This window comes from Lentzea sp., from assembly GCF_035525475.1.
Lineage (GTDB): Bacteria > Actinomycetota > Actinomycetes > Mycobacteriales > Pseudonocardiaceae > Lentzea.
The window spans coordinates 28,789-50,798 of the sequence record NZ_DATLEC010000142.1; the positions used below are offsets into that span (position 1 = coordinate 28,789).

Here is a 22,010-nt window from a genome sequence, read left to right on the forward strand (position 1 = left end):
GTCTCCCCTCACGCTGCCCGGACGACGCCGGCGAGGTGGTCGGCGCTGAGCTGGTCGAGCCGGACGCAGGTGCCCCGCAGCGCCTCGGCGATCTTCTGCGCGAGCCCGAGCCGGACGTGGCCCTGCTCGCAGTCCACGACGACGACGGCGGTCTGTTCGAGCAGTCCGGCGGCCTTCAACGCGTCCTTGGTGGGGTCGCCGCCGAGTCCGGACGACGTCGCGCGGCCGTCGGTCAGCAGCACGACGAGCGGGCGCTTGCGCGGGTCCCTGAGCCGTTCGATCTCCAGGACCCGGTGGGCCTTCAGCAGACCGTCCGCCAGCGGGGTGCGGCCTCCCGTGCGCATCTTCTTGAGCCTCGTCGCCGCCGCGTCGACGGAAGTCGTCGGAGGAAGGGCGACCTCGGCCTGGTTGCCGCGGAACGTGACCACGCCGACCTTGTCGCGGCGCTGGTAGGCGTCGCGCAGCAACGAGATCACCGCGCCGCTGACGGCCGACATCCGCTTCTGCGCCGCCATCGAGCCCGAGGCGTCGACGACGAACAGGACGAGGTTCGACTCCTTGCCCTCCCTGACCGCCTTGCGGAGGTCCGCGGCGGTGAGGAGCAGCCCGGGACCCGTCCGTCCGCGCGCCGCCTGGTGCGGCGCCGCGTTCGTGAGGGTGTCGACCAGGTGCAGGCCGCTGCCGTCCACCTTGGACGACCGCACGACCCTGCCGGTGCGGGCGCGTGCCCGGGAACGCTTGCCGGGCGCGCCTTCGCCGACTCCGGGAACCTCCAGCATCCGCGCCTTGAACGCGGGCGCGGGTTCCGGTGCCGGACGGTCCTGCGGCGCGTTCCCGTTGCCCTTCGGGCCTTCCTGCGGCTCGGGCAGCTCACCGCCGCCGGGACCGTCGTCGTCAGGGCCGTTGTCATCCGGGCCGTTGTCGTCGTCGCCGGGTTCTTCCGCGTGCTCGGCGGCCTGGCGCATCGCGTCCTCGAGCTGCTGCTCCTCGATGCCGGGCTCGTCGAACGGGTCGCGGCGGCGCCGGTGCGGCAGGGCGAGCCTGACCGCGGCCTCGACGTCCGACTCCTCGACCTCGGTGGCCCCGCGCCACGCGGCGTGGGCGGTGGCGGCGCGGGCGACGACGAGGTCCGCGCGCATGCCGTCGACCTCGAAAGCCGCGCAGACGGCGGCGATCCGGCGCAGCTCACCGTCCGGGAGGGACACTCCGGGCAGCTTCTCCTTGGCGTCGTCGATCCGCTGCCGCAGCTTCGCGTCCTCGGCCTCCCACTTCGCCGCGAACGTCACGGGGTCGGCCTCGTAGGCGAGCCGGCGCCGGATGACCTCGGTGCGCACACCGACGTCCCGCGCGGCCTTCACCGACACCGTGAGCCCGAACCGGTCGAGCAGCTGCGGCCGCAGCTCCCCCTCCTCGGGGTTCATGGTGCCGACCAGCAGGAACTGCGACGGGTGCGAGACCGACACGCCCTCGCGCTCGACGTGAGCACGCCCCATCGCCGCGGCGTCGAGCAGCAGGTCGACCAGGTGGTCGTGCAACAGGTTGACCTCGTCGACGTAGAGCACGCCCCGGTGCGCCGAGGCCAGCAGCCCAGGCTGGAACGCCCGCACGCCCTCGGTCAGCGCCTTCTCCAGGTCGAGCGACCCGACCAGCCGGTCCTCGGTGGCGCCCACCGGCAGCTCGACGAGCTTCGCCGGCCTGCGCTCGACACCGTCGTGCGGCGCGTCGGGACAGTCCGTCGTGCCGGGCGCGCAGCCGAACCGGCAGTTCTTCGAAACGTCCAGCTCCGGCAGCAACGCGGCGAGGGCACGCACGATCGTCGACTTCGCGGTTCCCTTCTCGCCGCGGACGAGAACGCCGCCGATGCCGGGATGAACGGCGTTCAGCAGCAGGGCCAGCCGGAGGTCGTCATGTCCGACGACAGCCGAAAAGGGGAACATGCTCGGTGAAGTCCTTCCTCGGGTGTCCACGCCCGCGGTCGGTCGGAGTAAAGAGGGGGACGAGTTCCTGACTCCCGGTTCTCCAAACCGGTCACAGTCGCGGGACGGCGCCGGATTCGCACCGGCTTCCTCGCGCTCCCCTCACAGCCCCGGCATCGTCGCACCTCGCACCCCCGCGACCAACAGCCAGGTGAGCGACATCGCGTCGGGAGAGTGCAGTCGCAGTAGCGCTGCGAAGTGGACCCGGCAGCCTTCCGGACGGTGGGTGGGCCGGGTTTCGCGATTTCAGACGGCTTGCACCGCCGTGACCAATCAGGCGACGCGAGTAACGCACCTGGCCGGGTTCGCAATGATCAGACCAGACAGAGGCGTGGCGTCAGAGCAGGCCCTGGAACTCCGTCCAGGCCTCCCGCACCTCGTCCGCCGTCCACTCCAGCGCGGGCCCGGCGACCGTGATCTCGGTCTTCGCGAGCGTCCCGTCCCGCCAGAACGAGCCGAGGAACTCGCCGCTCAGCTCGGTCAGCCGCGCGGGGTCGCCGGGGATGTGCAGCGCGAACTGGTGGGTGTGCGGCTCTGGCAGTCCCATCGCCTCCGCCACGACCTTGGCGTGCTCGACGTACGAACCGAGCTTCGGCAGCACGGTGTCGAGACCGTGCAGAGCCGACAGGGCGGCCGGCCACTGCTGGAACAGCATGCCGCCGTACCGGTGCCGCCAGACGCGTGCCTGGTCGACGAAGTCCCGGGTGCCGGCGAGCGCCGCGCCGGAGATGCCTTCGAGGGACTTGTAGAACGACACGTACACCGAGTCGAACAGGCCGGCGATCTCCGCCAGCGGCTTGCCCAGGCCGAACGTGCTCTCCCACAGCCGCGCGCCGTCGAGGTGCACGACCGCGTCGCGTTCGCGGGCGGCGTCGACGAGCGAGGTCAGCTCGTCCCACGTCGGCAGGACGAACCCGGCCTCGCGGTCCGGCACCTCCAGCAGCAGCGTCCCGTACGGCTCGGGGCAGGTGGCGACGTCGGCGTCGCGGACCTTGACAGGGCGCAGGCCCGACAGGACGGTCAGCGCGTCGTCCTCGTGGTGCAGCGGGTGGGCCTGCGGGTGCATCGCCACGATCGGGTTGTGGGTGCGGTCGGCCCAGCACTTCAGCGCGATCTGCTGCGCCATCGTCCCCGTCGGCACGAAGAGCGCGGCCTCGGTGCCGAGCAGCTGGGCCACGCGGGTTTCCAGGGCTCCCACCGGGCCACCGTCGCCGTAGCGGTCGGGGTCGACGTCCGGCACGGGGCCGAGCGCTTCGAGCAGCGACTTCTTGCGGACACCCGAGAGCTGGCGGTTCATCACCACCGCATCCAACCTCAGCTCAACGGCTGACGGCCACCGACTTAGGGGCGCGGAACGACAGCAGGTGCAGCCACTCCGGCTCCGGGCCCGCGAGCTCCAGCGACGGCTCGTGCTCGGCCACCGTCCGCAACGTCACCGCGGCCTCCAGCCGGGCCAGCCCGGCTCCCAGGCAGAAGTGTCGGCCGTACCCGAACGCCAGATGGCGCGGGTCGGTTTCCTCACCGCTCAGCAACAACACGAGCTCGGCACCGGCCGGAACACGCACACCGGACAAGACCACCTCACGCGCGGTCAACCGCCGCCAGGTCACCACGGGCGTCTCGGTCCGCAGCACGTCCTCCACGAACGCCTCGGCGACGCCGGGCAGCGGCAGGCGCGCCCACAACGCGCGATCCTGCAAAGCGCGGCGCAACGCCGTGGACAACAGTTGGGTCGTGGTCTCCTGACCCGCGATCAACAGGAAGTAGCAGAGACCGGCGGAGTCCTCCGCGGACACACCGGCATCGGCCAGCGCGCAGAACAGCTCACCGTCCCGCGCGTCGTAGCGCTTGACCAGCCACTGGTGGAACTCGCCGACGTCGTCGACCAGCTCCATCTGCCGCTCGCGGGACAGGTCGCCCCAGAAGAACTCGAGCGACGCGGAGCTCCACCGCTTCAATGTCGGAATGTCAACATTCCGACAACCGAGGAGGTCCATCAGCACGATCGCGGGCAGGTCCCACGCGAGCGAGCGCACGAGATCTGAGCCACCCAGCCGTTCCAGAACGAGGGACCGGATGCGAGGCTCCGCTGCGGCGACGCGGGCCGGCGTGAAGAACGACGCCACCAGCTTGCGCAGCCGGGCGTGTGACGGCGAACCGTTGTTCGCCAAGGTCGGCGGCAGCGAGAAGCGGGCCCTCACCAGGGCGCGCAACGCGGCGGGCGCCACCGGCGTGACGGCGGTCAAAGCGTTGTCGGGCAGGAACGTGACCGGGTCTGCCAGCACGGCGCGCACGTCGTCGTAGGCGGACACCACCCAGCGGCCGTCGAGGAACTGCACCGGCGAGGTGAGTTCGGCGCGCGTGAAGGTGAACAGGTCCACGAGCGGCACGCTAGTCGGCGGATGGGAGACTCAGGCGGTGACCGTGAGCACAACCGAGGCAGTGTCCAGCGGCAGTGAGTCGGCGTTCGACTGGATCGACGTCCGCTCCGAAGCGCGCGCCAAGGCGGGTCTGACCCGGCGGGTGCGGCCGCGCGCGGCCGACTCGACGGACCTCGACCTCGCCAGCAACGACTACCTCGGACTCGCGAAGGACAAGCGCGTCGCGGGTGCCGCGGCCGCCGCCACGCTCAAGTGGGGTGCGGGCTCGACGGGGTCGCGTCTGGTCACCGGCTCGACGGAGCTGCACAACGAGCTGGAGTACGAGCTCGCGAACTTCTGCGGCGCGCAGTCGGCGCTGGTGTTCAGCAGCGGTTACATGGCGAACCTCGGCGCGGTCACGGCGCTGTCCGGTCCCGGCACGGCGATCGTCGCCGACCAGCACATCCACGCGTCGCTGATCGACGGCACGCGCCTGTCGAAGGCCGACGTCGTCGTCGCGGACCACTGCGACGTGCGCAAGGTCCGGCACGCGCTGGAGACCCGCGGCAAGCGGCGCGCGATCGTCGTCACCGACTCGGTCTTCAGCGTCGACGGCGACATCGCGCCGCTCGCCGAGCTGTACGAGGCCTGCCGCGCGACCGGTGCCGGCCTGGTCGTCGACGACGCCCACGGCCTCGGTGTCGTCGGGCCGGGTGGCCGTGGCGCGGTCGCCGAGGCGGGTCTCATCAAGGCGCCGGACGTGGTCACCACGCTGACGCTGAGCAAGTCGCTCGGCTCGCAGGGCGGCGCGGTGCTCGGCCCGAGCCGCGTGATGAAGCACCTCATCGACACCGCGCGCACGTTCATCTTCGACACCGGCCTCGCGCCGAGCAGCGCGGCGGCGGCCCTCGCGGCGATCAAGATCCTGCGCGAGGAGCCGGACCGCCCCGAGCGCGCGCTGACCGTCGCGCACGACCTGAGCAACCGCCTGAAGGAAGCCGGTTTCCAGGCCAGCACGCCGACGGCCGCCGTGGTCAGCGTGCGGGCGCCGGGTCCTGAGCAGGCGTTGCGGTGGGCGGAGGCCTGCCGCGCGAACGGCGTGGTCGTCGGCTGCTTCCGGCCGCCGTCGGTGCCGGACCAGGTCAGCAGGCTGCGGCTCACCGCGCGCGCCGATCTGACCGAGGCCGACGTCGAGCGCGCGGTGCGCGTGATCAGGGAGTGCGCCGCATCCGCAGGTGTGGAATCCCGTCCTCGATGAACTCCGCGCCTTCGGCCACGAAGCCGAACGACGCGTAGAACGACGTCACGTACGTCTGCGCGTCGAGCACGCACGGCGTGTCGCCGATGTCGGCCAGTGCCGCCTCCATGAGCCTGCGGCTGAAGCCCCGGCCCCGGGCCATGCGCGCGGTGACGACACGTCCGATGCGGAACGTGCCGTCGGGTTCCTCGAGCAGCCGCAGGTAGGCGACCGGATCGTGCGACCCGTCCGCCTCCAGCCAGAAGTGCCGTGTGCCCTGTTCGAGGTCACGGCCGTCGACGTCGCAGTAGACGCAGTTCTGCTCGACGACGAAGACGTCCTGGCGCAGTCGCAGGATCGCGTAGAGCTGGCCGGGGCTCAGATCGAGGCCCCACTGCCGCCGCAGGGTGGCGGGAAACGGTGTGGTTCGCACCGCACCTTGGATATCAGAAGCCCAGAGCCGACCGGTAGTGAGCCAGCCTGGTGTAGACGCCCGGTTCGTCGGGGCGCGCACACCCGCGGCCGAACGACACGACGCCCGCGAGCCTGCCGCGCACGACGAGGGGCCCGCCCGAGTCGCCCGTGCACGCGTCACGGCCACCACGCCCGGCGCACAGCATCGGGCCCGGCCGGAAGGCCGGCTCCTTCTGCTCGCACTCCTGGTCGGACAGGATCGGCACCGTCACCTTGCGCAGCGTCATGGCCGGCGGCGCGTTCTCCGCGGTGCGGCCGTAGCCGAGCACCACGCCTTCGTCGCCGGCCTCGCCGAGCGAGATCGTCCGGTACGGCAGCGCGCGGCCCAGCGTCAGCACCGCCACGTCGTCTCCCTGGACGACCTCGCGGTACTCGGGGTGGCGCCAGACGCTCGCGACCGCGGCTTCGACGCCCTCGGCCTGCAGCCGCAGGTCCGTGCGGCCGGCGACCACGCGGAGCTGCTCGGGCGCGCGCTGGTTCCTGCCGACGACGCCCTTCAGCGTGACGCAGTGCGCGGCGGTCACGACCTTGTCCGGGGCGACCAGGGCGCCACCGCAGATCAGCTGCCCGTCCGTGGTGGTGACCGCCACAACCCACGGGGTGTCCGAGATCCGCGCGGGCGTCCCCCCGACGATCGCGTCGGCCGTCGGCCCACCGCTGACCAGTGCGATCACCGCCATGAGCACGGCAACTCGCTTACCCCTCACGGACCACTCCTCGTTGCGCCAGGTGGACGACCGGTCACCTACCGTAGCGATCGCACTGGGACGGCGTCAAAACCGGAGATTCTCGTGTTAGTGTCGCGTCGGGCCGGAGATTTTGCGGTCAGTGGCACAGATCACGGGGGTATGTACGGTGTTGTTCGACTTCGGCCAGGTTCCGGCCTTCCTCATCGCGTGCGCGGTCGTCATCGTGACCCCCGGTGTTGACGCGTTCCTGTTGCTGCGCACGTCGATGCGCTCCGGCACCCGCGCCGGGCTGCTCGCCCTGGGTGGCATCCACTCGGCCGCGGCGGTCCAGGTGGCCCTGGTGATCTCGGGCCTCGGCGTGGTGCTCGCGCGGTATCCGGTGGTGCTCACGGCGTTGCGCTGGGCCGGTGCCGCCTACCTGCTCTACCTGGCGGTTTCCATCACGCGAGGGCTGATCAGGCGTTCCGGCGGCGCGCCGGAGGAGGTCGTGGGCGACCGGCCGTTCCGGCAGGGGTTCCTGACCAACATCACGAACCCGAAGATGATCCTGTTCTCGCTCGCGTTCCTGCCGCAGTTCATCGGATCGGGTGAACCGGCACCTCAGCTCACGATGCTGGCCGTCGTGTTCCTCGGCCTGGCCGCGATCTGGGAGCTGATGATCGTGCTGGCGGCCTCGCGCGTCGCCGGCCGGCTCAAGCGCCCCGGTGTGACGACCGCGCTGGACGCGGTGTGCGCGGCCGTGTTCCTCACGATGTCCGTCGGTCTCGTGGTCTGACCCGCAGCAACGGCAGCACGCGGCCGGGGATCACCCCTGGCCCGCCGTGGAGTCGCCTCGAAGGGCCAGGTTCGCACGTCCTGCGGCACTACGGTTCGGCGGTCACCGGCGGCGCCGTGCCCACGACGGGGTGGAGGTCCTCGGCGTACCGGGAGATCCGGACGTACACACCGGGCTTGCCCTTGCGCGCACAGCCCTCGCCCCACGACGTGACGCCGACGAGCTTGCCGCCCGCGACGATCGGGCCGCCCGAGTCGCCCTGGCAGGTGTCGACCTTGCCGCCCTCGTAGCCCGCGCAGAACATGTCCGCCCTCACGAACTGCGGGTACGCGTCGACGCAGTAGTCGTCCGGCAGCACCGGCAGCGTGGCCTGCAGGAGGTATCGCGACGTCCTGCCGTTCTCGCTGGTGCGGCCCCAGCCGAGCGCGCGCAGCTCCGTGCCGGGCCGGTAGAGCGCCTCGTCGGAGGGCTCGGCGAACGGCAGCGGCGTCTGGGGCACCGCCCTGCGCAGCGTCAGGACCGCGACGTCCTCGCCCTGGTCGGCGGAGACGTACCGCTCGTGGATCCAGATGTCGGACACCGCCACCGACATGCCGGACTCGCGGTCCAGCTTGTCCTCGCGGCCGACGACGACCCGCAGGTCCCTGGTCGAACGCCCCAGGGCGCAATGCGCCGCCGTGATCACCTTCGTCGGCGCGACGAGGGTGCCGCCGCAGAACTGGCCGCCGCGGGAGTCGGTCAGGTGGACGGCCCACGGGTTGGCCTCGATGGAGGCCCGCTCACCGCCGACGATGCGCTCGTCGGCGGTGGCGACACCCGTCGAAGCCAGCAATGCGGAGAGAACCAGCACGAGGAGTCGTCTCATGACTCCACATGGTAGCTACTCCGCTGGGCCATTTGGAGCAACTTTGTTCCAAACCTTGCTCGCGGCGCCCATCACGGACTCCCCGATGTCGTTGATCGTCTTGATCAACGGGTCGACCGAGTTGTTCATCGACTCGCGGTAGGAGCGCGCGGCGCCCTTCACGTCCTCGGTGAGGTTGTTGGTCGGCCTGTCGTCCTCGCGGCGCGCGTAGGTGCCGGTCAGGATCTCCCGGTACTCCTCGCTCGCCGACCAGCGCTGCAGCTCGGCGGCGCGCACCACGACCAGCGGGTGCGAGCGGGTCTCGGTGTGCAGGAGCTTGAGGATGCTGTCGCGGATGTCCTCGACCTCCTCGTACTCCTTGGCCTGGGCGAGGAACGACGCGATGTCGACCTGACCGCCGAGGTCGCCCGCCAGCGCGAGGTGCGTGCGCAGCGCCGCCTGCGGGTCCTGGCAGGCCAGCAGGCCCGCCCGGTCGCACGACAGCTCGGTCTTGCGCTGCCACTCGCGCAGCGCGGCGATGGCCGCCCGCATGGCGATCGCACCGGCGGGCACCCACGCGAACGACGTCGTCAGGTCGATGAGCCTGCGCAACAGCGTGTTGTACAGCGCGTGGCCCGACATCACGTGGCCCGTCTCGTGACCGATGAGGAACCGCAGCGACTCGTTGTCGAGCAGGTCGACCGCACCGGTGCTGATCACGATGAACGGCTTGTCGATGCCGTAGGTGTAGGCGTAGGCCCCCGCGCTGCGCTCGACGAAGAGCTCGGGCACCTCGGTCAGGTCGAACGCCGCCGCCACCTCGTTGCGGATGCGGTCGAGCTGCGGGTACTGCTTCGGGCCGACCCGCACGGAGGACGCCACCTGCAGCAGGCGCTCACCCCGTTCGGAGAAGGCTCCTGCGACCGCCTTGAGGATCGGTGCCACGGCGGGCACCGCCCTCAGCACCGCGAGGGCGCCCCGGTCGGCGGGATGTTCGTAGGCGCGCGGGCTGATCCCCGGAAAGCGCACCCTGGATGACTGTTCGATGTCCCCCGTCATGTGCCCAGGTTAGACACGATCCGGACAAGGGTGTGCGGAATCGGCCGAGGACCGTTGCAGACTTGCCCGGTGAGCAGCGACGAAGACACCACCGTTCTGCCGTTGCGCGGCGGGGCAGCGGCCACCCTGGTCCGCCGCCGTGCCGCGGCCAACGACCGGGGAGCGATCCTCTACGTGCACGGCTTCGCGGACTACTTCTTCCAGGAGCACGTGGCCGAGCACTACACGGCGCAGGGCTACGACTTCTACGCCGTCGACCTGCGCGGATACGGCCGTTCGCTGCGCGACGGCGAGGTGCCGAACTACACGACCGACATGGCGGTGTACTTCGAGGAGATCGACGCCGCGGTGGCGAAGGTCCGCGAGGAGCACACGCGCGTGGTGCTCATGGGGCACTCGACCGGCGGGCTCACGACGTCGTTGTGGGCGCACGAACGACGGGCCGGTGAGCTCATCGACGCGTTGGTGCTCAACAGCCCGTGGCTCGACGTGGTGGAGCCGCCGCTCATGCGGCAGGTCGTGAAGCTGGTCGGCCGGATCGCCCCGAAGACGAAGATCCGCGCGAACCTCGGCGAGGCCTACGGGGCCGCGATCCACAGCTCGCGCAACGGCGAGTGGGACTTCGACCTGAGGTGGAAGCCGCTCGCCGGTTTCCCCGTGCTGGCCGGGTGGATCCGCGCGGTCCTCCTCGCCCAGGAGAAGGTCCACAAGGGACTCGACGTGCGCGTGCCCGTCCTGGTGCTGCACTCCGACAGGAGCGTGCTGAACGCCCGCGAGTGGAGCGAGGACGTGTCGAAGGCCGACGCGGTGCTCGACGTCGAGGGCATGCGGAAGTGGGGTCCGAAGATCGGGTCATCGGTCAGGGTCGTGGAGATCAAGGCCGGCATGCACGACCTGTTCCTGTCGCCGGAGCCGGTGCGCGCCGCGGCGCTGGCGGAGGTGGACGAGTTCCTCGAAACGGCTTGACCTCGTCATAGGTCGAAGTTCGAGACTGACCGTCATGAGCATCGACTTCAACTACTGGTACGCGCTCGAAAGCGCTATGCAGGACGAGAAGAATCGTCGCGTGAGCCGGGTGACGTTGAAGCGTGTCGCCCGGTTCGCCCGCCCGCAGCGGCTGGCCGTCTACGCCCTGCTGGCCACGAGCGCGGTGTCCGCGGTGCTGGCCGTGGCGTCGCCGGTGCTGGCCGGTCGCGTGGTCAACACCATCTTCGAGGGGCGCGACTTCGGGCTGGTGGTGTGGCTGGCGCTGGCGATCGCCGGCGTGGCGGTGCTGGAGTCCGGTTTCTCGCTCGCCGAGCGGTGGCAGTCGTCGCGGGTCGGCGAGGACCTGATCCTGCGGCTGCGGCAGGCCGTCTTCGACCACGTGCAGCGGATGCCGATCGCGTTCTTCACCCGCACCCGCACGGGCGCTCTGGTGTCGCGGCTGAACAACGACGTGATCGCGGCGCAGCGGGCGTTCTCCGAGACGATCTCCGGCGTCGTCACGAACGTGATCGCGCTGGCGCTGACCCTGGGAGTGATGCTGACGCTGTCGTGGCAGGTCACGGTCCTCGCGATGCTGCTGCTGCCGATCTTCCTGATCCCGGCGCGGCGGATGGGCAAGCGCCTGGCGTCCATGCACCGCGAGGCGGCGGACCTCGACTCGGCGATGACGACGCAGATGACCGAGCGCTTCTCGGCGCCGGGCGCGACGTTGATCAAGCTGTTCGGCAGGCCGTCGCTGGAGAGCGAGGAGTTCGGGTCGCGGGCGCGGCGGGTGCGCGACATCGGGGTGCGGACGGCGGTGGCGCAGTGGCTGTTCCTGGTCGCGCTGACCCTGGTGTCGTCGCTGGCACTGGCGCTGGTCTACGGCCTGGGCGGCTGGTTCGTGTTCGCCGGGCAGATGGCGCCGGGCACGATCGTGACGCTGGCGCTGCTGCTGACGCGGCTGTACGCGCCGTTGACGGCGTTGGCAGGCGCACGGGTGGACGTGATGACCGCGCTGGTGTCGTTCGAGCGGGTCTTCGAGGTGCTGGACCTGCCGCCGTTGATCAAGGAGAAGGACTCGCCGGTCTCGGTGCCGGACGGGCCAGTGTCGGTCGAGTTCGAGGACGTCCGCTTCGCCTACCCGTCGGCGGACAAGGTGTCGCTAGCGTCGCTGGAGGAGGTCGCGGCGCTCGACACGCGCGGCGGCGAGGAGATCCTGGGCGGGGTGTCGTTCGTCGCCGAGCCGGGTTCCCTGATCGCGCTGGTCGGTTCGTCGGGTGCGGGCAAGTCGACGATCGCGTCACTGCTGCCCCGCCTGTACGACACGGACTCCGGCGCGGTGCGTCTGTCCGGTGTGGACGTGCGCGACCTGTCGTTCGACTCGATCCGCGAGACCGTGGGCATGGTGACGCAGGACGGGCACCTGTTCCACGAGTCGATCAGGTCGAACCTGCGGCTGGCGGCCCCCGCGGCCACGGACGAGGAGATCTGGGACTCGTTGGGGCGAGCCAGGCTGGCCGACCTGGTGTCGTCGTTGCCCGACCAGCTGGACACGGTCGTGGGCGAACGCGGCTACCGGCTCTCCGGCGGTGAACGCCAGCGGCTGACCATCGCACGCCTGCTGCTGGCCAAGCCGCGCGTGGTGATCCTGGACGAGGCGACCGCACACCTGGACTCGCGCTCGGAAGCGGCGGTGCAGGAGGCGCTGGTCGAGGCGCTGGCCGGCCGCACCTCCCTGGTGATCGCACACCGGCTGTCGACCATCCGCGCGGCCGACCAGATCCTCGTCGTCGACCGCGGCCAGGTCGTCGAACGTGGTACGCATGAGTCGTTGCTGGCCCTGGAAGGCCACTACGCCAAGCTGTACCGCACGCAGTTCAGCGAAGAGCCGATCGGAGCGCCGTGACCATCCCCTCGCCCGACAACCTCTACCCGTTGCCGGACATCGCCCGCACGGTGCTCCTCAAGCCGTTGGTGAAGAACCCGCAGATCGAGATCGGCGAGTACACCTACTACGACGACCCGCACCACGCCGAGGATTTCGAACGACGCAACGTCCTCTACAACTTCGGCACCGAAAAGCTGGTCATCGGCCGTTACTGCGCACTGGCCGAGGGCGTGCGGTTCATCATGGCCGGCGCCAACCACCGCACCGACGGCGTGTCGACGTTCCCGTTCACCATCTTCGGCGGCGCCTGGGCCGAGAAGACCCTGGACATCGCCCTGGGCGCACCGAGCCGCGGCGACACGGTGGTGGGCAACGACGTGTGGATCGGCTACCAGTCGTTGATCATGCCCGGCGTGCGCATCGGCAACGGCGCGATCATCGCGTCCGGGTCGGTGGTGGTGTCGGACGTGCCGGCGTACGGGGTGGTCGGCGGGAATCCCGCGCGGCTGCTGAAGAAGCGGTACAGCGAGGACGAGATCGCGGTGCTGGAGCGGGTCGCGTGGTGGGACTGGCCGGTGGAGAAGGTGACGGAGCACGTCCGCGTGATCATGACGGGGACGCCGGCGGAGCTGGCGGAGCTCGCGTGAAGGCGCTGCCGGCGGCCCAGGACGTGGTCATGGGCCGGCTCCTACGCCGAACGGCCCTGGAACAAGTCACGAGGCGTCTGAGTGAACTTTTCCCGAGGTTCACCTCGGCCGCGCGATCATGAGCACATGGAGTACGACCGCTACTGCGACCTGACCATGCGCGGAGGCACGACCAGCGGAGTCGTGTACCCGCTCGCCGTCGCGTCGCTGGCGCGCCACTACGAGTTCAAGCAGATCGGTGGCGCGTCGGCGGGTGCGATCGCCGCGGCGTTCACGGCGGCCGCGGAGCGTGGTCGTGCTTCCGGCGGGTTCGAGAAGCTCGCGGAGCTGATCGACTGGTTCACCTCCGGCACGGGTGCCGACCGGTGGCGGATGGCTCAGCTGTTCCAGCCCACCGACAGGACGCGTGCGCTCTACCGGATCGTCGTCGCGACCATGCAGAAACGCGAGACGACCGGGCGCAGCGCCATTTCTTGCCTGTTCTTCGCGTTGCTGGGTGCTGTGGGCTGGCGGGCGAAGTCGGTGCTCACGTTGATGGTGTCGTTGTGGCTGGGCGGGCCGGTGCTGTGGTCGGCTTTGCTGGCGCCGTCGGCGTACCCGGCCTGGCTCGGGGTGCTGGTCGTCGTGCTGGCGGTGGCCTGCCTGGTGCTGGTGCTGTGGCCGTTGCGGTCGAGCCTGCCCTGGCCCGGCTGGGTGTTCGTCGCCGTGCCGCTCGTGCTCGGGCTGGCTTTCTCGCGGCACCACGCGACGGCGGCGGTCGGGCTGCTGGTGTGGCTGGTGCTGTCGTTGGCGGCGGTCAGCGCGTTGATCATCACGTACGGGTACGCGATGCAGCGGTTCATGAGGAACAACGCGCGGTCCATCCACTTCGGACTCGTGCCGGGCACGGGTGACTTCACGCCGTCGTGGCTCGACCGGCTGGCGGGCATGCCGAAGTCGACGGGTGTGCCGCCGCTGGCCGACTGGATCGCGGACCGCCTCGACGACATCGCGGGGACCGGGGACGTGCTGACGTTCGGCGACCTCGGCGAGATCACCCTCGTGCTGATGACGACCGACCTGTCCGAGGGGCGGCCGTACCGGTTGCCGTTCAAGGAGAGCTGGCAGTACTGCGAGGAGTGCCTCGGCTACGTGCTGCCGCGCCGGGTGGTCGAGCGGATGAACGGCGCTCCGACGGCTGCGAAGTGCCCGCTTCACGAGCACATGCCGTTGCGGGACCTGCCGGGCCTCGAGGACCTGCCGGTCGTGCTGGCCGTGCGGATGTCGCTGTCGTTCCCCGGCCTGATCGCCGCCGTGCCGCTGTGCAGGGACGGGCGCGTGCACTGGTTCTCCGACGGCGGCATCACCAGCAACTTCCCGATCCACTTCTTCGACTCGCTGCTGCCGCGCTGGCCCACGTTCGGCCTGAGCCTGCAGTCCTACCCGAACGGCGACACGGACGAGGTGTGGCTGCCGGAGCAGGACGCGTCGACCTCCGGCACTCGGTACGCGTCGCTGACCACGATGCCGCGCTTCCTGGTGTCGATCCTGGACACGTTCCTCGACTGGCGCGACACCATGCAGTCGGCGCTGCCCGGCTACCGCGGCCGCATCGCGCACGTCCGGCAGGCCGCCGACGAGGGCGGCTCGAACCTGTTCATGCCGCCCGCCACGATCCGGCGCCTCGCCCTGCGCGGGCAGCACGCGGGTGACCTGCTGCGCGAACGGTTCCAGCAGCAGCGCAACACAGACCGCTACCGCTGGATCCGCCTGCGCATGGCCCTGCGCGAGTACCAGGAGCTCGGCGAGCAGGCCGCCGACCGCGACGCGATGTACGACGAGCTGCTCGAGCGGTTCGAGATCCCGCGGGAGCTGCACGAGTGGTTCCGCACTCCTCCGGCCGACGGCGACCCGTTCCGGGCGGAGATCGAGCTCGCGCTGGACCACGTCGGGCGGCTGAAGGACGACGGGCCGTTCGACGGAGCTCCGCCGGTGGACCCGGATTTGCGGCTGACACCGCCGGAGTAGCCGCGCTAGCCTGGTTCCATGACGCGATTTAGCCACCCCCGGCCCGCGTGGGTGGCTCGCGCGTAGAAAACCTTCCCGTCGGTCGGGGGACTCCGCATCCCAGCCCGACCAGCAGAACGGGAAGTCCCATGTACCGCACCGAAGAACTCGTGCACGCCCTGAGCGTCCGCGACCTCACCGACCCCGCACAGGGCCCGCACGCGATGCAGCTGCTGATCGCGGACCTCGAGGCCGCCCTCGACGACCCGCGCGAGGTCCGCCACCACCCGCTCGTGCCGGTGGAGCACAACTACGAGCGCCTCGGCTACCCGGCCGACGCGATCACCCGCGACGCCCGCTACACCCGGTACGTCAGCGAGACGTGCATGTTGCGCAGCCACACCACGGCGATGATCCCACCGGCGCTCAAGGACGCGATCCCGGACGTCACGTTGCTCTGCCCCGGCCTCGTCTACCGCCGTGACACCGTCGACCGACTGCACACCGGCACGCCGCACCAGCTCGACATCTGGCGGATCTCCCACAACCGCGAAGAACTGGACGACCTCATCCACACCGTCGTCACGACGGTGCTCCCCGGCAGGCGCTACCGCACGATCGACGCGCAGCACCCGTACACCACGCACGGCAAGCAGATCGACGCGGAGCACGACGGTGAGTGGCTGGAGATCGGCGAGTGCGGACGGGCCGCACCGCACGTCCTCGAAGACCACCCGCACGGTCTGGCGATGGGACTCGGGCTGGACCGGATCCTCATGCTGCGCAAGGGGATCCCGGACATCCGGCTGCTGCGCAACGCTGACCCGCGCATCGCGGGCCAGATGCTGGACCTGGCCGAGTACCGGCCGATCTCGCGGCACCCCGCCGCCATCAGGGACATCTCGATCATGGCGGACGGCGACGACGACGTCGAGACGCTCGGCGACCGCATCCGCGCCCTGGTCCCCGAGGACGTCGTCGAGGAGATCGAGATCCTCGGCGAGACGAGGACCGAGGACCTGCCGCGGCACGTCCGGGAACGCCTCGGGGCACGGCCCGGTCAGAAGAACGTGCTCGTCCGCGTGACGATGAGGGCGCCGGAACGCACCCTCACCGACCGCGAGACGAACGCGATCCGGGACCGCCTGCTTCAGGGCTTGCGGGCGACGGCGCCGTAGATGCCCGTGTGGTCCTCGAAGGAGTCCGGGCGCCAGTCGTTGACCGCGACGACGCCCGGCTCCAGCAGCTCCATGCCGTCGAAGAACCTGGTCACCTCGGCGAGCGTGCGCATGGTCAGCGAGTTGTCGGAGCTGTTGTAGATCTTCTTGATCTCGGCGGCCTCCGTCCGCTCGTCGTCGCTGAGCGTGTCCCAGCTGGCGTGCGTGATCGCCAGGTAGGAGCCGGAGGGCAGGTCGGCCATGTACTCGGCGACGGCCTCGTAGGGCTTGTCCGAGTCGGGGACGAAGTGCAGCGCGGCGATGATCAGCACGCCGACCGGGCGGGAGAAGTCGAGCACCTCGCGGGCGCCCTTGATCACGGACGAGGTCGCGCGCAGGTCGGCGAGGATCGCGCTGGCGTTGGGGTTGTCGGCGAGCAGGGCGTTGCTGTGCGAGACGGCGACCGGCTCGAAGTCGACGTAGACGACCTTGGCGTCCGGGTTGTCCTGCTGGGCGATCTCGTGGACGTTGCCCACGGTCGGGATGCCCGATCCGAGGTCGAGGAACTGGTCGACGCCCTCGGCGACGAGGTGGCGGACGACCCTGCGCAGGAACGAGCGGTTCGCCTGCGCGCTCTGGGCGACGCCGGGGAAGTGCTGCTCCACCTGCTTGGCGGCGGCGCGGTCGGCTTCGAAGTTGTGCGAGCCACCCAGGTAGTAGTCGTACATCCGCGCCACGCTCGGGCGCGTGACGTCGACCGTGGACGGGACCCACTTCAGCTCTTCCATCACGCGCGCATCCTCACCCGCGCGCCGCACGGGTGTCCACCGCCGGCCGCGTCAACGGCGATCGTGTCGGCCTGTGAGGGCTGCTCGCTCACAGCGAACGCCACGGGGGAACACCACCCCGCTGAAGTTGGTTGAGCGGTAAAGACTCAACTTTGGAGGGTGATGGAGATGGGCGAGACTTTGGCCCTGCCGGTGCTGCCGCTGGACGACGTTGTGGTGCTCCCCGGCATGGTGGTGCCGGTCCGCATCTCCGGTGCGGACGCCAGCGCCGAGGCTCGGGCGGCGGTAGACGCCGCCACGACAGCCGCGAATCATCAAGTGCTGCTCGTCCCGCGGCTCGACGGCAAGTACGCCCCCGTGGGCACGCTGGCCGAGATCGAGCAGGTGGGACGCCTGCCGGGCGGCGAACGCGCTGCCGTCGTGCGCGGCACCAAGCGCGTGCGCATCGGCACGGGCACCACGGGGCCGGGCGCGGCGCTGTGGGTGAACGCGACGATCGCGGACGACTCCCCGATCACCGACCGGACGAGGGAGCTCGCGAAGCAGTACCGCGCTCTCGTGACGAACATCCTGCAGACGCGCGGCGCGTGGCAGATGGTCGACTCGGTGCAGCAGATCACCGACCCGTCGGCACTCGCCGACCTCGCGGGATACGCCTCCTACCTCGACGAGAAGCAGAAGATCTGGCTGCTGGAGACGTCCGACGTCACCGAGCGGCTCGAGAAGCTGGTCGAGTGGGGCCAGGCGCACCTGACCGAGCTCGACGTCAACGAGACGATCGCGAAGGACGTCAAGGAAGGCGTCGAGAAGCAGCAGCGCGAGTTCCTGCTCCGCCAGCAGATGGCCGCGATCCGCAAGGAGCTGGCCGAGCTCGAGGGCAAGCCCGCCACCGAGCAGGAGGACTACCGCGCCCGCGTCGAGGCCGCCGGGCTGCCGGAGAAGGTCCTCAAGGCCGCGCTGGCCGAGGTCGACAAGCTGGAGCGCACCTCCGAGCAGTCGCCGGAGGTGGGCTGGATCCGGACGTGGCTCGACACCGTCCTCGAGATCCCGTGGAACGAACGGACCGAGGACTCCTACGACATCAAGGCGGCGCGCGAAATCCTCGACGCCGACCACGCCGGCCTGGACGACGTGAAGCAGCGCATCACCGAGTACCTAGCCGTGCGCAAGCGGCGTGCCGACCGCGGCATGGGCGTCGTGGGCGGGCGTCGTTCCGGCGCCGTGCTCGCGCTGACGGGCCCTCCCGGCGTCGGCAAGACGTCGCTCGGTGAGTCCGTGGCACGGGCGATGGGCCGCAAGTTCGTCCGCGTGGCCCTCGGCGGCGTGCGTGACGAGGCCGAGATCCGCGGTCACCGCCGCACGTACGTCGGCGCGCTGCCGGGCCGGATCGTCCGGGCGATCAGCGAGACGGGGTCGATGAACCCGGTCGTGCTGCTCGACGAGATCGACAAGGTCGGCTCCGACTACCGCGGCGACCCCACGGCGGCGTTGCTCGAGGTGCTGGACCCGGCGCAGAACCACACGTTCCGCGACCACTACCTGGAGGTCGAGCTCGACCTGTCGGACGTGGTGTTCCTCGCGACCGCGAACGTGCTGGAGTCGATCCCGGCGCCGTTGCTCGACCGCATGGAGCTCGTCCAGCTCGACGGCTACACCGAGGACGAGAAGGTCACGATCGCCAGCGAGCACCTGCTGCCGCGGCAGGTCGAACGCGCCGGCCTCACGCCGGAGGACGTCACGTTCGACAAGCCCGCGCTGCACCAGCTGGCGGGCGAGTACACCCGTGAAGCCGGTGTGCGGCAACTGGAGCGCGCGCTCTCGCGCATCCTGCGCAAGGTGACCGCGAAGGTCGCCCTGGGCGAGCAGGACCTGCCGATCACGGTCGACCAGCCGTCGCTCAGGTCGTACCTGGGCAGCCCGAAGAACACCCCGGAGTCGGCCGAGCGCACCTCGGTCCCCGGTGTGGCGACGGGCCTGGCCGTCACGGGTGTCGGCGGCGACGTCCTGTTCATCGAGGCCTCGCTGGCCCCGAAGGACACCGGCGCGTCCGGCGTGACCCTGACCGGCCAGCTGGGCGACGTGATGAAGGAGTCCGCGCAGATCGCGCTGTCGTACCTGCGTTCGCACGACGAGAGGGCCGCGTCACTGGCCGACCGGGGAGTGCACATCCACGTCCCGGCAGGTGCGGTGCCGAAGGACGGACCGTCCGCGGGCGTCACGATGACGACGGCACTGGCCTCGCTGCTGTCCGGCCGCCCCGTGCGCTCGGACGTGGCGATGACGGGCGAGATCTCGCTGACCGGCCGCGTCCTGCCGATCGGTGGCGTGAAGCAGAAGCTCCTCGCCGCCCACCGCGCGGGCATCACGACCGTGCTGCTGCCCCAGCGCAACGAGCCGGACCTGGACGACGTGCCGGAGTCGGTGCGCGAGCAGCTGACCGTGCACTTCGTCTCGGACGTGGCCGAGGTGCTGGAGCACGCGCTGTCGAAGGAGGCCGTCGCCACCATGGCGGCGTGACACCTCCGACCGGTAAGACCCCTCGTGGGAGCAGCAGCGGCGACTGCTGCTCCCACGAGGCTTTCCGCTGTCTACAGGCCGACGTCGATGACGACCCGGTTCGGGTTCGTCAGCGTGAAGACCCGGTGCCACGAGTACGTGTTGCTGTACCCGACGGCGATGCCCAGCGTGGCCTCGAAGTCGCACGTGAGCGCGATCCCGCGGATGTTGGCGAGGCCGGGCGTCGCGAAGTTCCGCGACCCCGTGTACGTCGGGTTCCCGTTGTCGTCGTGCGCGGCGGCGCCGATCAGCGTGACCTGCAGGATCTCCTGCACGTCACCGCCGGCGACGGTGATCGGGTTGCCGGAGGCGCAGTGCGCGACGCTGGTGACCTCACTGGCCCGGTGCTCCGACGGCGACGCGGACATGTCCAGCACCACGCGGCTGAACCCGGCGTGCTGCCCGGTGCGGATGTCCGACATGGTCGGCGTGCTCTGCGCCGACGCCATCGGGACGAACGTGAAGACCGACAGCACCGCCACGAGCACTGCGGCAAGGCGTTTGTTCATCTTCGTGCCCCCTCTCCAGGGCTTATCGATGACTGGAAGACGTGTGACTCACGCCACAGTTGCTTCCTGCTCTACGAGTGGATGTCGATGACGACCCGGTCGGGGTTGGTCAGCGTGCGGATCTCGTGCCACGAGTCCGGGTTCTCGTACCCGACCGCGATGCCGAGCGTCGCCTCGAAGTCGCACGAGATGGCGATGCCCTTGACGTTGGTCAGGCCCTGCGGCACGAAGTTGCGCGGCCCGGTGTAGGTCCGCTTGAAGTTCTCGTCGTACGTCGCGGCGCTGAAGTGCGTCGTGTTGACGATCTCCCGCCCCGCGACGGGAACCCGCTTGTCCGCGGCGCAGTCCCACACCTCGGTGCCCACACTGGACACGGAACCGCTGGGCAGGCCGTTCATGGCGAGCACGACCCGCTCGAAGCCGTCGTGCTTGCTCGTCTGGATGTCCGTCAGCTCGGCATGACCGCTCGCCGACGCGACTGGAACGAACGTGAACACCGCGACCACTGCGAGCAGCACCGCGGCAAGACGCTTCTTCATTCGTCTCCCTCAGGACGTTCGACGCCCGCCACGGCCGTCAGAACGCGACCGGGCGGACTCTTCCCCAGGTCCCCCACCCTGACCACGCGCGAACACGCACCGAGGTTGCACCGCTACCCGAGGAAGTCCTCCAGCGGCACCGGGGTGAGCCCGTCCTGCTTGGCCCTGTTGAGGAACGCGGTGAAGTCCTCGACGAACGTCGTCCGGAAGTGCATGAGCACGATGTCCCCCGGCTTGAGCCGGTCCCCGGACTGGAACTGCACGTGCCCGTCGTTGACCGCGGCAGTCCAGTTGACGAGCGCCTTGAACCCACAGCTGGCAGCAGCATGGCGCGTAGTCGCGTCGTAGTTGCCGAACGGCGGCCGGAACAACGTGGGCCGCTTCCCGTAGTCCGCCGCCAGGAAGTCGGCGTTCCCGCAGATCTCGTGCTTCTGGAACTCCAACGGCCTGCCGAGCAGGTTCGGGTGGTTGGTCGTGTGACTCTGCACGGTGACCGGCAACTGCTTGAAGTAGTCCTTGTGCCCCTCGGCGTACTTGGTGTTGAGGAACACCGAAGGCCACACCCCGGCCTCGATCATCAGCTCCCGAGCTTTCGGGTGCTGCACGGCCCCGTCGTCGATGGTGATGAAAACGTACGGCTTGTCAGTGGGAACGTGCGTGACGACAGGCACCATCCCGTCCACGACGGCAGGTGCCTTGGCCTGCACGGTCCCGTACGGATAAGGCGGCTCGAACATCCGCTTGGGCCGCTCGACGGACGTGGTGGCCGCAGTGGTGGTAGGCGCCGTGGTCAACACGGGCCCACCGACCTGCTCATCGGGCGCCGGCCCACACGAAACAAGCCCAACAACCAGCACAAAGGCAGCGCAAAGCCGCAACCTGGACATCAATCTCCCCCTCCACCGAGTTGACGTCCCACAGGCCCTGTCCGTTGCACGGGGATAGGCTCGAACTGATCACAAAAAGGAGGAGTTCCATGAGCCTCGAGCGCCCAGTCGCTCCAGACCCCTACCTGCTGCTCCCCCAGGTGGGCACCTTCACCGTCACCTCAGCGGACGTGCGGGACGGCAAGCAGCTCCCCGAAGACCAGGTCTTCGAAGGCGGCAACACCTCACCCCAGCTCTCCTGGTCAGGCCACCCAGAAGAAACGAAGAGCTTCGTGGTCACCTGCTACGACCCGGACGCCCCGACCCCGTCGGGCTTCTGGCACTGGGTGGCGGTGAACATCCCCGCCACCACCACCTCGCTGGACACAGGAGCAGGAGCCTCGGACGACACGCTCCCAGGCGACGCCTTCCACGTCCGCAACGACTACAGCACCCGAGCCTTCGGAGGAGCCGCCCCGCCGAAGGGCGACCAGCCGCACCGCTACTTCTTCGTGGTGCACGCGGTAGACGTGGAGAAGCTGGACGTGGACGCAGACGCCTCCCCGGCGGTGGTGAGCTTCAACCTGGCCTTCCACACCCTGGCAAGGGCCATCATCACCCCGATCTACCAGCACTGACAGACGAAGCCGAAGGCGAGCGACGCGAGCCGCTTGAACGCTCTTCGCAAAGC

20 protein-coding genes and 1 riboswitch are annotated in these 22,010 nt (G+C 70.0%); of the genes, 9 read left to right on the top strand and 11 right to left on the bottom strand.

What is annotated here, in order from left to right; translation table 11 throughout:
- Window positions 1-8 precede the first annotated feature (8 nt).
- From VM306_RS23675 to VM306_RS23685, 3 genes are all read right to left on the bottom strand, one after another.
- Window positions 9-1,937: a putative cobaltochelatase gene (locus tag VM306_RS23675; RefSeq protein WP_325518705.1), complete on the bottom strand. Its 1,929-nt coding sequence runs from the start codon at window positions 1,935-1,937 to the stop codon at window positions 9-11.
- A 41-nt stretch (window positions 1,938-1,978) separates the two neighbouring features.
- A riboswitch (cobalamin riboswitch) is annotated at window positions 1,979-2,127 on the bottom strand.
- 186 nt (window positions 2,128-2,313) lie between these two features.
- Window positions 2,314-3,273: a threonine aldolase family protein gene (locus VM306_RS23680; protein ID WP_325518707.1), complete on the bottom strand. Its 960-nt coding sequence runs from the start codon at window positions 3,271-3,273 to the stop codon at window positions 2,314-2,316.
- Window positions 3,274-3,295: 22 nt separating this feature from the next.
- Window positions 3,296-4,357: a hypothetical protein gene (locus VM306_RS23685; RefSeq protein ID WP_325518709.1), complete on the bottom strand. Its 1,062-nt coding sequence runs from the start codon at window positions 4,355-4,357 to the stop codon at window positions 3,296-3,298.
- 37 nt (window positions 4,358-4,394) lie between these two features.
- On the opposite strand from VM306_RS23685, the gene VM306_RS23690 reads away from it, so the two are divergent.
- Window positions 4,395-5,594 carry an 8-amino-7-oxononanoate synthase gene (locus VM306_RS23690; RefSeq protein ID WP_325518711.1) on the top strand — a complete coding sequence of 400 codons (1,200 nt, stop codon included), beginning with the start codon at window positions 4,395-4,397 and terminating at the stop codon, window positions 5,592-5,594.
- On the opposite strand, the gene VM306_RS23695 is transcribed toward VM306_RS23690, so the two are convergent.
- Both VM306_RS23695 and VM306_RS23700 read right to left on the bottom strand, forming a co-directional pair.
- Window positions 5,548-6,006, bottom strand: coding sequence for a GNAT family N-acetyltransferase (locus VM306_RS23695; RefSeq protein WP_325518713.1), 459 nt, complete (start codon window positions 6,004-6,006; stop codon window positions 5,548-5,550). The two genes, VM306_RS23690 and VM306_RS23695, sit on opposite strands and share 47 nt — an antisense overlap.
- A gap of 13 nt (window positions 6,007-6,019) precedes the next feature.
- On the bottom strand, window positions 6,020-6,754 hold the full coding sequence (locus VM306_RS23700; RefSeq protein WP_325518715.1) for a serine protease: 735 nt from the start codon (window positions 6,752-6,754) through the stop codon (window positions 6,020-6,022).
- Between the two features lie 148 nt (window positions 6,755-6,902).
- On the opposite strand from VM306_RS23700, the gene VM306_RS23705 reads away from it, so the two are divergent.
- On the top strand, window positions 6,903-7,511 hold the full coding sequence (locus VM306_RS23705) for a LysE family translocator (protein ID WP_325518717.1): 609 nt from the start codon (window positions 6,903-6,905) through the stop codon (window positions 7,509-7,511).
- 88 nt (window positions 7,512-7,599) lie between these two features.
- Here the strand turns inward: VM306_RS23705 and VM306_RS23710 are convergent, their stop codons facing one another.
- Both VM306_RS23710 and VM306_RS23715 read right to left on the bottom strand, forming a co-directional pair.
- Window positions 7,600-8,376 carry a serine protease gene (locus tag VM306_RS23710; protein WP_325518719.1) on the bottom strand — a complete coding sequence of 259 codons (777 nt, stop codon included), beginning with the start codon at window positions 8,374-8,376 and terminating at the stop codon, window positions 7,600-7,602.
- Between the two features lie 15 nt (window positions 8,377-8,391).
- Window positions 8,392-9,414: a M48 family metallopeptidase gene (locus VM306_RS23715; RefSeq protein WP_325518721.1), complete on the bottom strand. Its 1,023-nt coding sequence runs from the start codon at window positions 9,412-9,414 to the stop codon at window positions 8,392-8,394.
- Window positions 9,415-9,483: 69 nt separating this feature from the next.
- On the opposite strand from VM306_RS23715, the gene VM306_RS23720 reads away from it, so the two are divergent.
- The 5 genes from VM306_RS23720 (at window position 9,484) to VM306_RS23740 (ending at window position 16,082) form a co-directional block, all read left to right on the top strand.
- The gene (locus tag VM306_RS23720) at window positions 9,484-10,380 is read left to right on the top strand and encodes an alpha/beta hydrolase (protein ID WP_325518723.1); all 897 of its coding nucleotides are present in this window, start codon (window positions 9,484-9,486) and stop codon (window positions 10,378-10,380) included.
- Window positions 10,381-10,414: 34 nt separating this feature from the next.
- Window positions 10,415-12,289 (top strand): ABC transporter ATP-binding protein, encoded by a 1,875-nt coding sequence (locus VM306_RS23725; RefSeq protein ID WP_325518725.1) that lies wholly within the window; start codon window positions 10,415-10,417, stop codon window positions 12,287-12,289.
- Window positions 12,286-12,918, top strand: a complete 633-nt coding sequence (locus VM306_RS23730) for a CatB-related O-acetyltransferase (RefSeq protein ID WP_325518727.1) — start codon at window positions 12,286-12,288, stop codon at window positions 12,916-12,918. The genes VM306_RS23725 and VM306_RS23730 overlap by 4 nt, the downstream gene beginning before the upstream one ends.
- Before the next feature lie 126 nt (window positions 12,919-13,044).
- On the top strand, window positions 13,045-14,925 hold the full coding sequence (locus VM306_RS23735) for a patatin (protein ID WP_325518729.1): 1,881 nt from the start codon (window positions 13,045-13,047) through the stop codon (window positions 14,923-14,925).
- 128 nt (window positions 14,926-15,053) lie between these two features.
- On the top strand, window positions 15,054-16,082 hold the full coding sequence (locus VM306_RS23740) for a hypothetical protein (RefSeq protein WP_325518731.1): 1,029 nt from the start codon (window positions 15,054-15,056) through the stop codon (window positions 16,080-16,082).
- On the opposite strand, the gene VM306_RS23745 is transcribed toward VM306_RS23740, so the two are convergent.
- Complete coding sequence (locus VM306_RS23745) at window positions 16,055-16,849, bottom strand: SAM-dependent methyltransferase (protein WP_325518762.1); 795 nt, start codon at window positions 16,847-16,849, stop codon at window positions 16,055-16,057. The genes VM306_RS23740 and VM306_RS23745 overlap by 28 nt on opposite strands.
- Before the next feature lie 168 nt (window positions 16,850-17,017).
- Here VM306_RS23745 and lon point away from each other — a divergent pair, with 168 nt between their 5' ends.
- The gene (gene lon / locus VM306_RS23750) at window positions 17,018-19,366 is read left to right on the top strand and encodes an endopeptidase La (protein ID WP_325518734.1); all 2,349 of its coding nucleotides are present in this window, start codon (window positions 17,018-17,020) and stop codon (window positions 19,364-19,366) included.
- 71 nt (window positions 19,367-19,437) lie between these two features.
- Here the strand turns inward: lon and VM306_RS23755 are convergent, their stop codons facing one another.
- From VM306_RS23755 to VM306_RS23765, 3 genes are all read right to left on the bottom strand, one after another.
- Window positions 19,438-19,914, bottom strand: a complete 477-nt coding sequence (locus tag VM306_RS23755; RefSeq protein ID WP_325518736.1) for an AMIN-like domain-containing (lipo)protein — start codon at window positions 19,912-19,914, stop codon at window positions 19,438-19,440.
- A gap of 71 nt (window positions 19,915-19,985) precedes the next feature.
- Window positions 19,986-20,453, bottom strand: coding sequence for an AMIN-like domain-containing (lipo)protein (locus tag VM306_RS23760; protein ID WP_325518738.1), 468 nt, complete (start codon window positions 20,451-20,453; stop codon window positions 19,986-19,988).
- A 113-nt stretch (window positions 20,454-20,566) separates the two neighbouring features.
- The gene (locus VM306_RS23765) at window positions 20,567-21,250 is read right to left on the bottom strand and encodes a polysaccharide deacetylase family protein (RefSeq protein ID WP_325518740.1); all 684 of its coding nucleotides are present in this window, start codon (window positions 21,248-21,250) and stop codon (window positions 20,567-20,569) included.
- A gap of 179 nt (window positions 21,251-21,429) precedes the next feature.
- On the opposite strand from VM306_RS23765, the gene VM306_RS23770 reads away from it, so the two are divergent.
- Entirely contained in the window at window positions 21,430-21,957 is a 528-nt protein-coding gene (locus VM306_RS23770; protein WP_325518742.1) for a YbhB/YbcL family Raf kinase inhibitor-like protein, read from the top strand.
- Window positions 21,958-22,010 lie beyond the last annotated feature (53 nt).

What these genes read in the sequence shown, in the direction of transcription:
- VM306_RS23675 (WP_325518705.1), bottom strand. Translation starts at nt 1,937, where the DNA reads ATGTTCCCCTTTTCGGCTGTCGTCGGACATGACGACCTCCGGCTGGCC.
- VM306_RS23680 (WP_325518707.1), bottom strand. Translation starts at nt 3,273, where the DNA reads ATGAACCGCCAGCTCTCGGGTGTCCGCAAGAAGTCGCTGCTCGAAGCG.
- VM306_RS23710 (WP_325518719.1), bottom strand. Translation starts at nt 8,376, where the DNA reads ATGAGACGACTCCTCGTGCTGGTTCTCTCCGCATTGCTGGCTTCGACG.
- VM306_RS23715 (WP_325518721.1), bottom strand. Translation starts at nt 9,414, where the DNA reads ATGACGGGGGACATCGAACAGTCATCCAGGGTGCGCTTTCCGGGGATC.
- VM306_RS23725 (WP_325518725.1), top strand. Translation starts at nt 10,415, where the DNA reads ATGAGCATCGACTTCAACTACTGGTACGCGCTCGAAAGCGCTATGCAG.
- VM306_RS23735 (WP_325518729.1), top strand. Translation starts at nt 13,045, where the DNA reads ATGGAGTACGACCGCTACTGCGACCTGACCATGCGCGGAGGCACGACC.
- VM306_RS23740 (WP_325518731.1), top strand. Translation starts at nt 15,054, where the DNA reads ATGTACCGCACCGAAGAACTCGTGCACGCCCTGAGCGTCCGCGACCTC.
- VM306_RS23745 (WP_325518762.1), bottom strand. Translation starts at nt 16,849, where the DNA reads ATGGAAGAGCTGAAGTGGGTCCCGTCCACGGTCGACGTCACGCGCCCG.
- lon (WP_325518734.1), top strand. Translation starts at nt 17,018, where the DNA reads ATGGGCGAGACTTTGGCCCTGCCGGTGCTGCCGCTGGACGACGTTGTG.
- VM306_RS23755 (WP_325518736.1), bottom strand. Translation starts at nt 19,914, where the DNA reads ATGAACAAACGCCTTGCCGCAGTGCTCGTGGCGGTGCTGTCGGTCTTC.
- VM306_RS23760 (WP_325518738.1), bottom strand. Translation starts at nt 20,453, where the DNA reads ATGAAGAAGCGTCTTGCCGCGGTGCTGCTCGCAGTGGTCGCGGTGTTC.
- VM306_RS23770 (WP_325518742.1), top strand. Translation starts at nt 21,430, where the DNA reads ATGAGCCTCGAGCGCCCAGTCGCTCCAGACCCCTACCTGCTGCTCCCC.